General features: G+C 55.9%; 8 protein-coding genes. 3 read left to right on the top strand and 5 right to left on the bottom strand.

Annotated elements, in window-relative coordinates:
• Positions 1–28 precede the first annotated feature (28 nt).
• From C2E15_RS19590 to melA, 4 genes are all read right to left on the bottom strand, one after another.
• On the bottom strand, positions 29–1,654 hold the full coding sequence (locus C2E15_RS19590; RefSeq protein WP_104958773.1) for a carbohydrate porin: 1,626 nt from the start codon (positions 1,652–1,654) through the stop codon (positions 29–31).
• A gap of 134 nt (positions 1,655–1,788) precedes the next feature.
• A complete protein-coding gene (locus tag C2E15_RS19585; RefSeq protein ID WP_104958772.1) occupies positions 1,789–2,700 on the bottom strand; it encodes an aminoimidazole riboside kinase in 912 nt (303 codons plus the stop codon).
• 299 nt (positions 2,701–2,999) lie between these two features.
• Complete coding sequence (melB, locus tag C2E15_RS19580; protein ID WP_104958771.1) at positions 3,000–4,415, bottom strand: melibiose:sodium transporter MelB; 1,416 nt, start codon at positions 4,413–4,415, stop codon at positions 3,000–3,002.
• An 80-nt stretch (positions 4,416–4,495) separates the two neighbouring features.
• On the bottom strand, positions 4,496–5,800 hold the full coding sequence (gene melA / locus C2E15_RS19575) for an alpha-glucosidase/alpha-galactosidase (RefSeq protein ID WP_104958770.1): 1,305 nt from the start codon (positions 5,798–5,800) through the stop codon (positions 4,496–4,498).
• 232 nt (positions 5,801–6,032) lie between these two features.
• On the opposite strand from melA, the gene C2E15_RS19570 reads away from it, so the two are divergent.
• Positions 6,033–6,893 carry an AraC family transcriptional regulator gene (locus C2E15_RS19570; RefSeq protein ID WP_146108567.1) on the top strand — a complete coding sequence of 287 codons (861 nt, stop codon included), beginning with the start codon at positions 6,033–6,035 and terminating at the stop codon, positions 6,891–6,893.
• 144 nt (positions 6,894–7,037) lie between these two features.
• A complete protein-coding gene (locus tag C2E15_RS19565) occupies positions 7,038–8,585 on the top strand; it encodes a methyl-accepting chemotaxis protein (RefSeq protein WP_104959238.1) in 1,548 nt (515 codons plus the stop codon).
• Positions 8,586–9,794: 1,209 nt separating this feature from the next.
• Here the strand turns inward: C2E15_RS19565 and C2E15_RS19560 are convergent.
• Complete coding sequence (locus C2E15_RS19560) at positions 9,795–10,193, bottom strand: transposase (protein ID WP_104958768.1); 399 nt, start codon at positions 10,191–10,193, stop codon at positions 9,795–9,797.
• Between the two features lie 532 nt (positions 10,194–10,725).
• Between C2E15_RS19560 and C2E15_RS19555 the strand changes: the two genes are divergently transcribed.
• Positions 10,726–11,982: an oligosaccharide flippase family protein gene (locus C2E15_RS19555; protein WP_104958767.1), complete on the top strand. Its 1,257-nt coding sequence runs from the start codon at positions 10,726–10,728 to the stop codon at positions 11,980–11,982.

Genomic DNA, 11,982 nt, shown 5'->3' with positions numbered 1-11,982 from the left:
TCCCCTTTCAGGTGATTGTTATGGCGGATCAGAACCAGGTTTCCATCTGCACGCCGAAGTTCCATTCGCCGCCGGCGCTAAAACCGCTGCTGCCGAAGGCGTCGTCGCTGGCGTAGCGATCCAGCGCGCTGTCCCAGTCCATCCAGCTGGCGAAGAAGCGGATCTCCGGCCGGGTAAAGAAATCGCCGATATCGCCGACTTTGAAGGTCGGCGCCAGCGTCAGCTTGTAGAAACTGCCGCTGACGTTCTGGCGGTTTTTAAAGCCCTGCGGATCGAGATCCATGTACTGATAGCTCCCCTCCCAGGCGAGCGCGAAGTTTTGATTAATCTCCTGGATAAAGCGCGCGTTGAAGGTCAGCCAGCGATAGTCGTCGCCGTTGACGTAGCGATCGCGGCTCTGCTGCGCCAGCAGCGCCGGGGCGAAGCTCCACGTCCGGCTCAGCGGCGTGGTGCCGTAGCTGGCCAGACGCCAGGTTTCCGCCTGCCGGGTCAGGTTGCCGTCCGAACCGATGCCTTTTACCTCCGCACCCAGGCCGTGGCCGTAGAGCAGCGCGCTTTTCGCCTGACCTGCGCGTAGCCCGTAGAAGCTGTCGCTGTGCCAGGCCGCCATCGCGTGGTAGCCGGTATCGCCTGCGTTATCGTTGCGTGCCGCGCGATTGACGCGCTCTTCGTTATCTTTGGCGCGCAGGCCGCTGAGCATAAACTGGAACGGGCCGACGAAGTTATTGGCGGTGACGATATAGTTTTCGATGGTGTTATCCACCGTCTCGATATCGCCGAAGTTACGCCCGTAAACCGAGAAGTTGCTGCGCAGCTGGTCGTTCCAGCGCACGTCATAGATGCCGCCGCCGGTGCCGGCGAGGAACACCACATCGGAGTCGAGCCAGTGGATATCGAAGTTGTCGCGATCGAAACGCTTGCCGGCCCACAGGGTGCTGTTTTTAAACACGCCGTTAAAGGCGGGCAGGCTGCCCAGCTCGACGAACGCCTGACGCAGGTTCAGGCTGCTGGTGTCGGCGGTCCAGTCGTTATAGCTCTCCTGGCCATCCGCCAGCATCACCTTGAAACGGGTGGTGGCGCCGTTTGCCAGCCGAGTTTTATGTTCGAGGTTCAGTTCGACATAGGTGTTGTTCTCATTGCCGAGGCGGCCAACCGCTCCGCCGGTTTCACCCGCCGGCGTCAGGTAGGGGCCGCTTTGGGTGCTGGTGGCGGCGTCATTCATAATCAGCCCGGAACGCGCATAGCCGTGAAATTCAAACCCTTCGGCCACCGCCGGCGTATCGGCGGCGGGCGGGTTGGCCGGGGCGCCCGGCACGGCGGCAGCGGTCATCGCTCCCTGCGCCTTGCCCTGCGGGGCCAGCACCGCGCTGTTATGGGTGACGGACTGTGCCGCCGGCGCGCCGTTCTGCGCCAGCGCCGGTTGCTGCGTGTTATCACGCGCCGGATCGTGCTGGCTGGCGATCGCCGCGACGCGCTGCTCAGCCCGGCGGGCACGGGTTTCCGCTTCCGCGGCGCGCTGTTCGGCGGCCTGCAGGCGCGCCTCCATCGCCGCCAGACGGGCGGCAAGCTGATCGACACTGGTATCGGCAAAGGCGGCAGGGGCGCTGCATAAGCCAAAAGCGACGGCAGCGGCCAAAGGGTTGAGCTTAATCAATGGGTGTTTTCTCCAGAGGATTAGCGGTTTTGCTAAACCGGTTCGACAGGAGGATATTGAAAAGCGGATCGGATGATCAACAGATCTTGCTAACCCGGTTTAGTAAATGTGACCGGGCCAGCAATTTTCTCTTTTTATGCCTGTTCCAGGCGGGGCAGCGCGGTCATCGCGCCGCGGGCAGTGGTTGCCAGCGCGCCGCAGCGCTGCGCGTTCGCGATCGCCCGCGCCATATCGTCCGGCGCCAGCGGCGTCGGGTCAGCGATCAGCGCCGCCAGCAGCCCGGCGACAAAAGCGTCGCCGGCGCCGGTGGTATCGACCACCTTCACCTGCGGGGCGGGAAAATGCTGCGTCTCGCCGTTGCGCCACAACGTTACGCCTGCTTTCCCCTGGGTAATGAGCAGCAGCGCGGGCTGAAAGGTGGTGGTAAAGCGTGCGATGCCCTGGTGCAGATCGCTGCTGTTGGTAAGGTAGTGCAGCTCCTCCAGTGACAGCTTGATGATATCCGCCAGACGCAGCGCCTCCGCCACGTTGCTGCGCATTGCCTGCGCGTCGCGCCAGAGATCTTCGCGCAGATTAGGATCAAAGCTGACCCAGCCGCCCGCCTGGCGTATGCGGCGCATGGCGCTAAAGGCGGCGCTGCGCGAAGGCTCGGCGCTGAGTGCAATAGAACAGAGATGTAAGCCTTCGCCGGCGGCGAAGGTCGGCAGATCGCTTTCGCTGAGGAAGAGATCGGCGCTGGGGCGCACCATAAAGGTAAAGGTGCGTTCGCCTTCGTCATCCAGCCCGACCAGCACCGTAGAGGTGCGCTGGTCCGGCAGCTGACGCAGGCAGCGCGTATCGACCCCTTCCTGCTCCAGCGTGCTTTGCAGCAGCTGGCCGAAGGGATCCTGGCCGACGCAGCCGATAAAGGCGCTGTTACCGCCGAGGCGAGCGATGCCGACCGCGACATTGGCGGGCGCGCCGCCCGGACAGATAGCCAGGCGCTGTTCGCCCTCCGGCAACAGATCCACCACAGCATCACCCAATACCCAGACACGTTTTGTCATGCGTTTATCCTTTTGCTAATGAAGCTAAACCGATTTAGCTAATCATTGCACATTTTTCGACAACGGCGATAGCGTCAGCGAAGGTTAATCGCGCGCGCTGTGAGGCAGGCGGCAAAACGGAAGATTAATGCGAGACACCGCGGCCCCGTACCGGAGTAAGGCACGCTCGGGCGGCAGGGCTTCGGGGAGAAAGGCGCGGTCAGGTCGCGCCGCGCAGCTGACAATAAGCGGTCATGCGCGTCGCGCAGGCAGAGACGGATCCGACAGGCCGCGCTGCGCAGGCGGCCTGTCGGCGGCGGCTATCTGGCCGCGTCCAGCGGCAGGGCGGCGGGCGCGGTTTCTGGCGTCGTCTCGCCTTTGCCCGCGCCATATTTTTGCTGCAGGTGCTGCTGTACCTGGCTAAGCAGCGCGCCGTCGAGATGGTAATAGCGGCGATAAACCCAGAGTGTAATAACGAAAAACAGCAGCGGCGCGCCTACCATAATCGCCTGCATGCCGGCGACGGTGCCGCTGCTTTGCGCGACGCCGGGCACATAACCCACTAACCCCAGCATTACGCCGATCACCAGGCCGGCGAAGGCGGCACCCGCTTTCACCACCATGGTCTGCACCGCATAGGCGATACTTTCGATGCGCATGCCCAGCGCATAATCGCCGTAGTCAACGGTGTCGGCCACCATAATCACCAGCATCACCCAGAAAAAGGCGCCGCCGATATTCACCAGCATGCCGGAAAGGGCGATCAGGCTGGCGCTCTGCGGCGCGAACAGCGCGACGCCCAGCAGTAAAAAGCAGCTCAGCACCGGCAGCAGCGAGGCGGCGATCCAGAGCTTGCGGCGTGAAAAGCGGCGCGCCAGCCTCGGAAACAGCACGATCGCCAGCAGGTTGGCGACGCCGGCGAACATCATATACCACGGAAAAAGATCGGCGCGGCCCACCACATACTTAAAGTAATAAATGGCGAACGAAGTGATGATGTTGTGGGCCAGGTTCCACGACAGCGCCATAATCAGCAGGGCAAACAGCGGCTTATTGCGGTAAATCAGCGTCAACACGTCACGCAGGCGGTGCGCGACCTGCTGCGTGCTGTGCGAGGATGAGTAGCGCTCTTTCACGTTGCGCAGGGTGACCAGCGTAGAGAGGATAAAAAAGAACACCAGGATAAAGGTAAAACGCATAAAGCCTTCGCCCTCGTTGCCTGCGCCCAGCCATTGAACCAGCGGCAGGCCCAGCACGCCGGTCAGATAACCGGCGCTGCTGGCGAAAAAGCGCGGCCAGGGCGTCAGCGCTTCGCGTTCCTGTTTGTCGAGGGTAATACAGGGTACCAGCGACCAGAAAGGCACATCCATAATGGTGTAGGTGAAACCCCACAGCAGGTAGGTCGCCCAGATATAGATTAGTAGCCCGGTGCCGCTGAAGTGATGAGCGCAAAATACGCTGACCAGCACGCCGGCATTCAGCAGCGTGCCGATCAGGATCCAGGGCTTGAATTTGCCCCAGCGCGAGCGGGTACGCTCCACAATCCAGCCCATGATCGGGTCCGCCAGCGCATCGAGAATGCGCGCCACCAGAAACAGCGTGGCGACCATGCTGACCGAAACGCCCACCACGTCGGTGTAGTAGTACATCAGGTACATATAGATGATGCCGATGGCGAAATCCTTGCCGAACGCGCCGAAGCCATAGCTGATTTTTGTTTTCAGGGAAACGCTCATGATGCTTTCCTCATTTATCCGGCGCGGAAGCCACAGCCATGAACCGACTTCCGCGCCGTTTATGCAGGGGGGAGGTAACGTTAGCGCCAGGCCGGCAGCCAGTCGCCGTGCGCGGCGATCAGATCGTCGCACAGCCGGATGGTGTCATCGATCGACAGCTCGGCCGAGGTGTGCGGATCGAGCAGCGCGGCATGGTAGATATGCTCTTTTTTACCGGTGACCGCTGCCTCGATGGTGAGCAGCTGGCTGTTGATATTGGTGCGGTTCAGCGCGGCCAGCTGGGGCGGTAGATCGCCGACATAGCATGGCGTGATCCCCTGGCCGTCGACCAGGCAGGGCACTTCGACACAGGCTTCGGCGGGCAGGTTGGTGATCAGGCCGCTGTTCAGCACATTGCCGCCGATTTTATAGGGGCGATCGGTTTCGATCGCTTCAATAATCCATGAGGCGTATTCATGGGTGCGGCTGTGGATCAGCGATTCATTCTGCGTCAGCCGCTCGCCGACCTCGCGCCACTGTTCAATCTGCTCGACGCAGCGGCGCGGGTACTCATCCAGCGGAATATTGAAACGATCGATCAGCTCCGGATAGCGCCCCTTGATCCAGTAGGGCATATATTCCGCATTATGCTCGGAGGATTCCGTCACGTAATAGCCGAAAACGCGCATGATCTCATGGCGCACCATATCATCATGTTTGTGGGTCAGCGCGGCGGAGCGGCGGCGGATTTCCGGGTAAATGTCTTCGCCGTGGCGGGTAATATTCAGCAGCCAGGCCATATGGTTAATACCGGCGATATGGTATTTCACGCCGTCGGTCGGCATATCCACCGATTTCAGCAGCGTCCCGGCGCAGACCTGCACACTGTGACACAGGCCGACCGTCTTCACGCCGGTATGGCGCAGCATCGCGCCGGTCAGCGAGGCCATCGGGTTGGTGTAATTCAGCAGCCAGGCATCAGGGCAGCAGATCTCGATATCGCGCGCCAGGTCAAACATCACCGGCAGCGTGCGCAACGCACGGAAAATGCCGCCGATGCCCAGCGTATCGGCGATAGTCTGGCGCAGGCCATACTTTTTCGGGATCTCGAAATCGGTCAGGGTGCAGGGCTGATAGCCGCCGACCTGAATGGCGTTAATGACGTAGCTGGCGCCCGCCAGCGCCGCGCGACGCTGCTCTACGCCAACATATTTCGCGATGGTCGCCCGCCCCTGGTTCACATTGCGGTTGATATTGTTGAGCATATTCCAGGATTCGCTCAGCCGCCGCTCATCGATATCATAAAGCGCAATATCGACATCGGCGAGCGCCGGGGTCGCCAGGATATCGCCCAACACGTTTTTCGCAAACACGGTGCTGCCTGCGCCAATAAATGTAATTTTCATAAGTCACCCTGCGCTGTTTTGATGAAGTGTCCGGCCTGACTGTAAGCGAGGAGAGGCGTGTGGAATATGTCGCTTTGTGACTTCCATATGGCAAAAAAGGCAGCGGTAAATGAAATGTGATCATCTTCGCACTGTCGTGATGTGCGCATCTTACCGTCGCGCCGCGCGCTTATACTGGCGCTGAAGGCGGCAGGGAAATTGTCGATTTGTGAACCAGTGACGGGAGCGCGCGGTGCAGAAAGATTTACGACCGGAAGAGATGACCCATCTGGGGCTGAATGTTTATCAGTTCGGCCATGACGCCTGCGCCAGCCAGCACAGTTACGGCCCTGCGGTGCGTCAGCACTATTTATTGCACTATGTGCTGCAGGGCGGCGGTACCTTATTCACCGAAACCGGCGAGTGGCGGGTCGGCGCCGGCGAAGCGTTTCTGATCCATCCGCATGAGATCACCACCTATACCGCGGATAAAAGCCGTCCGTGGGAGTATATGTGGATCGAACTTGACGGGCCGATCGCCAGCCGCGCTTTTGAATCCTGCGGCCTGAGCCGCGCGATGCCGCGCTATCGCGCGCAGCGGCCGGAGGAGAGGGAAGTGGCGCAAACGCTCGGTGCGATTATCGCGCTGGAAACGCATCAGGCGCTGCGCATCGCCGGGCAGACGCTGCTGCTGCTGGATGCGATGGTCAGCCATGCGGCGGCGGGCTGCCGCATGGCTGCCAGCGAAAACCGCCACCTTGATAAGGCCATCGCCTGGATGGAGCGCAACTATCAGAAGCGTTTCGATATCGCCGACGTAGCGCGTTACTGTCGCATCGACCGCAGCTATCTCAGCCGTCTGTTTCATCAGCAGTTCGGCTATGGCCCCAAACACTATTTGCTGCTGCTGCGCATGTCGCAGGCGGTTTCGCTGCTGCAAGATAAGAAATTGCCGGTAAAGGTGGTGGCCTGCTCGGTGGGCTATAGCGATCAGATGCAGTTTGCCCGCCTGTTCCGCAAGGTTTATCAACAGACGCCCAGCGAGTGGCGGCAGCGCGAATGGGCGCGTATGGCGGCGCAGAGCGAAAGCGGGAAAAAAGAAGCCGGAACATAAGGAAAGCTTTTCTTTTTTTAGCAGCTTAATCAATCACCTGCAACAAGATGAGCCTGAATTGCCATTTTTGCAGCGAAAATGCGCTTAAACCCGTCTCTGAAAATGCCGATATATAAGGTACGGTTTTATATTGAGACAGTTCTGATGACCATAAAACGCAGTTCATTGTTAATTCTGATTACGCTCTTAGCCATTTTTCTGATCAGCTCCGTGACCAATGCCTGGCTGTTCATCCGCAGTAATGACTCCCTCGATAGTGTGAATAAAGAGATCCGCGTGGTGTTGTCGATCATCGATCCGATCAACCACAGCCGCAACCTGCGCGTGCATCTGATGGAATATATGAAGCAGCTGGAGAAAGGCGATCTGGATAACGCCAACGCCCGGCTGGCCGGCGTCGATACGCTGGTGCAAAAGATGGATGACGCCTTTGAGGCCTATCTGAAGGCGCCCCGTCTGGCGCATGAAGAGGCGCTGCTGCAGGCCTATCAGCAGGCCTGGGTCGCTTATAAACAGCAGGGGATCGCGCCGCTGATGGCCGCCGCGCACAATCACGATCAGGCGGGCTTTACCCATCAGATTGCGGTGGTGGCGAAACTGGATCGTCAGTATGAAATCGCACTGGATAAAGTGCTGGCGCTGCATGAAGCCTACGCGAAGCAGCTGAACGCCACCGCCCAGCAAAACTTCAACTTCTCGGTGATCATGTTGGTCATCTTCGCGGTGATCTTTATCTTTATCCTTGGTCTGATCTACTTCCTGCTGAAAAAATACCTGCTGGATTCACTGCTGGCGGCGAAAGAGCAATGCAGCAAAATCGCCGACGGGCAGCTACAGCACGCGGTGACGGTCAGCGCCACTTCACGTACCGAAATTTCTGAGGTGCTGCGCTCTATCGAGCAGATGCGCCTGTCGCTGATTCAGATCATCAGCCAGGTGCGCGACTCCTGCCACAGCGTCGCCAATGCCTCGCAGGAAATTGCCGCCGGTAATATCGATCTCTCTTCGCGCACCGAGCAGCAGGCTTCGGCGCTGACGCAGACCGCCGCCAGCATGGAAGAGCTGAGCGCCACGGTAAAACAGAACACCGATAACGTCTATCAGGCCACGCGCTTAACCCAGGATGCGGTGAAAGCGGCGCAGAGCGGCGACGAAGTGTCGAAAGAGGTGATCGCCACCATGAGCGGCATTACCCAAAGCTCGCGTAAGATTGAGGAGATCACCTCGGTGATCAACAGCATCGCATTCCAGACCAATATCCTGGCGCTGAACGCCGCGGTAGAGGCGGCACGCGCCGGTGAGGAAGGGCGCGGTTTCGCCGTGGTCGCCGGCGAGGTGCGTAACCTGGCGCAGCGCAGCGCCGCCGCCGCCCGCGAAATTGAAGGGCTGATTAAAGATTCCGTTAGCGGCATCAATCAGGGATCGCAGCAGGTGGGCAAAACCGGCGAGGCGATCGCCAATATTATCGAATCGGTGACCCGCGTCAGCGCGCTGATGCAGGAGGTTTCCACCGCGTCGGACGAACAAAGCCGCGGTATCCTGCAAATCGAACAGGCGGTCACAGAGATGGACGGCGTAACGCAGCAGAACGCGGCGTTGGTGCAGGAGTCCGCCTCGGCTGCCTCTTCGCTGGAGGAGCAGGTCAACTACCTGAAAAACACCGTGTCAGCGTTCCAGCTGCCGGCACACTGATCCTTTACTTACCGCAGGCGGCCGTTATGGCCGCCTTTTTTTTGGCGGCGGCCAGGTAAAAAATGGCGCTGATAACGGCGCGGACGAGGCGCCCTGCTGGAAGCGTTTACAGCCGACACGCTACGGCAGCGGCAGCACGCCGCCTGCCGCTGAGGGTACGTTTAATCGTCTCCGGCGGCGCTTTTTGCCGGGGGAAGCGTCGCGCGCAGGGGAAAATAGCGCATATAATCGACACGGCAAGGGCAAATTTACCGCGCTGACTGGCGGCGGATTGAACGATATTTCCCGTCGACCGCCTGAGCGGTAATTACCGCTTGATCGCCGACGTTATGATGTTTTTAAGAAAACCCTCATCGCCTTTTTGCCATTTTTAGTTGAATTTTCATGCGATAGCCCGCTTTACGAAAAAAATGCCCGGCACCGAAATAAAAATCACGCTAAACCAGTGCTAATAACTGGGCGGATTTAAAATGGCCCTGTTATTAGGATTAACCTGAAGTTATTCTGACGCCCACAGCGGCGTTTTATCGCACTAACTCTATGATTGTCATGCCATAAGTCCATATTGCCGCGCTATCGGATTTTTCGCTAAAAGGTTTCAGCTTAAGCGGGGAATATCCAGGGATACTACTGTATTCCTAATGTGACTTGGATCTCAATAAGCGGCAAATCGCGCGCCATCCATAACTTGAGTTTGCTAAAACAAGCGAAGCGGCTGCCCATTCTTCACGCACGAAAACATTAACTATTGTGAAAGTAAAGGCGCCGCACTGCCCTGCAAATGGCGTTTTACCGTACTAAAGTATCATGTTCCCTTAACTAATGCGGTGGGGTTCTGTTACAGTACACCCGTAAACAGAAAGGTTTTTAGGGGATTTTGTCACAGCTATGTGAGAAAGCAAAGTGTGATGGCTATCATAAAACCATAAGCTTTGTTTAACAAGAGGGCGGGGAAAATGGGTTGGGTATTAATAGAGATAAAGTACTTCCCGGCAGCCTTTCTCCAATACGTAAAGAAAGGTAAGCCGGGAAATGCCTGAAATAAAGGGTTTTAATGTAACTGTGTTAAAAGAAAGCCTGAAAAACAGTTGTGCCCAAACCGAAATAGTTTAGGAAAAAATGGTACGAAAGGCTGTTTTTTAACTTTTTTATTAATTTCACATATCTTTGCTTAGCGGTGTCGTCCTGTCATTTTTAAAACATGCTTAATCAATGGTTATCACACTGGCTGGATGGATAGTGATAAACGCTGCGGCTGATATCAAGTAAACGGCAGCTACGGCGTGTCCCTATCTCAAATGTATCCTGCAAATAATTAACCGCCTGACGCTTATCATTGGTAGTAAAGAAGTTTTTTACTACGCTTTGCAGCATCGCTTTGTCTGAGCTGAGCGTCTGCAGTTCGCGGCTTAGCGCCTGCAGCTTCTCCTCTAACTCTTTGATTTTCCTTCCTTCCTCCGATGAAAGACCGGCGTATTTTTTCTTCCAGCTATAGAAGGTCGCTTCGGAAATACCCAGATCTTCACAGATATCCTTGACCTTAACGCCACACTCGGAAGCTTTAATCGCATTGGTGATTTGCTCTTCGGTGTATCGTGACTTTCTCATAAATGCTGTTACCTTTCTAATCAATTAATGGATGAGAACGGCTGCAATAATAAATGGATCTAATCCCCTGGAATATTAGAGCAGCGTATTAAAGTGCGCGATTTGAATGGCAAGCAATAAGTTAAGTTATCCTGTAGAAATATCATCATGGGATTTCTCTTATTTTATCTTTGGCTCCTCCCCATACCTTCCTCAAAACTTACTTTTGTTATAAATTCTCTCCCGAACAGATGAAACGATTTCGGCAACCCCAGCGCGCTTTTATGGCTTGCGTAACGGCAAATTTGTGCCAGGGTTGTCATTCAAAATAATTTCTATGAAATCGTTTACAGGGAAATGAAAAGGCCAGTTTTTATCAGATAGGTTCTGAGATTAATCTCAGGAGATGGCAAGTAACTGTTATTAAATTAACCGTCAGGCAGACGCGTTTTTTTAATGCTCTCAGCCCAGAGTTCACTGTGCGTAATTGTACGTTTTAAACATGGATGTCGTTTTCATATGTGTGAGTAGTGGAAATACAAAGGATGCGTCGATGAAATACAGTGTGATGTCCAATGCCGCGTGGATGATCTCCGAAAAATTCGTCTCCATATTTGGCGTCATTTTTGTCACGTCCTATGTGGCGAAATCTTTCGGTCCTACGGTATTCGGGCAGATGTCCTTTTCAGCATCACTTTTTTCCGTGGTGCAAACTATCGCCATCTTTGGCACTGAGACAATTCTGTTCAAGCGCATCAGCAAAAGCGCGCAGAAAGGGGTGCGTCTGATGACCATCGCCCGTAAGCTGCGTTTGGCGCTGCTGCTGCTGCTCTCATTGCCGCTGCTGGTGTGGATGTACTATCACATGCGCGAGAACTATCTCGCCTTTGCGCTGGCTTCGTTCCTGTCGGCGATGTTTGTCACGCAGGATACGTTTAGCGTGTTCAACAATGCGCGTCTGGCGTCGCGGCTGAATACCCTCGCCAACACTGCAGGCATGCTGTTGAGCTTCGCCATCAGTTTCACCATCGCCTGGCTGAAACTGAGCCCGCTCTGGCTGACGCTCTCTATCGTCGCGGTCACGCTGGTGCCCTATATGATAAAAAGGCGCACTTTTTATCAGGCCTTTAGCGACGAGGCGCCGCCGCGCGGAAAAAGCGGTAATTATCTGCGTTATCTTATTTATGCCGGGCTGCCATTGGCCGTTTCGAGCATATTTATTTCAATTCAGATAAAAATGTCGCAATTCTTCCTTGTCAGTGTGGGGACGGCAAAGGATGTGGGGCTGTTCACCGCAGCGAATATGATATCGGCTTCATGGATATTTATTCCGGCGGCGATCATTACCTCAAGTTTCACTGAAATATTCAGGGAGCAGTCGGAAAGAGCATTAAAACTGACTGCGCGTTTGAATGGCTATGTCATGGTTGTTTCACTCTTGATGCTGATTATCGTGTCCCTGTACGGTGAGAAGATCATTATTACCCTTTATGGGCAAGATTACACACAGTCCGGAAGTATCATTACATTATTGTCGTTAGCAACCTGCTTGTCGTCAATGGGGACGGTCGCGTACCGTTATATGGTCAAAGAAGGAGGTTTTAATTATCTGCTGAAGAAAATTCTTTGCCTGATGCTGATTAGCGTTCCGTTGAGCTGGGTATTAATTACCGGCCTGGGGCTGAAAGGCGCAGCGTGGAGCGTTTTAATCACGGAGATCCTGTCCCTGACCGTAATGAACTACTTCTTTAAAAATGGCGTCATTCGCAAGATCCACGTTTCCTCACTCAACTACAAAACTTACAAATGA

Origin of the sequence: Mixta gaviniae (assembly GCF_002953195.1) — a bacterium.
Classification (GTDB): domain Bacteria; phylum Pseudomonadota; class Gammaproteobacteria; order Enterobacterales; family Enterobacteriaceae; genus Mixta; species Mixta gaviniae.
The sequence above is the reverse complement of the archived record's forward strand: the minus strand, read 5'-3'. Positions and strand labels throughout refer to the sequence as shown.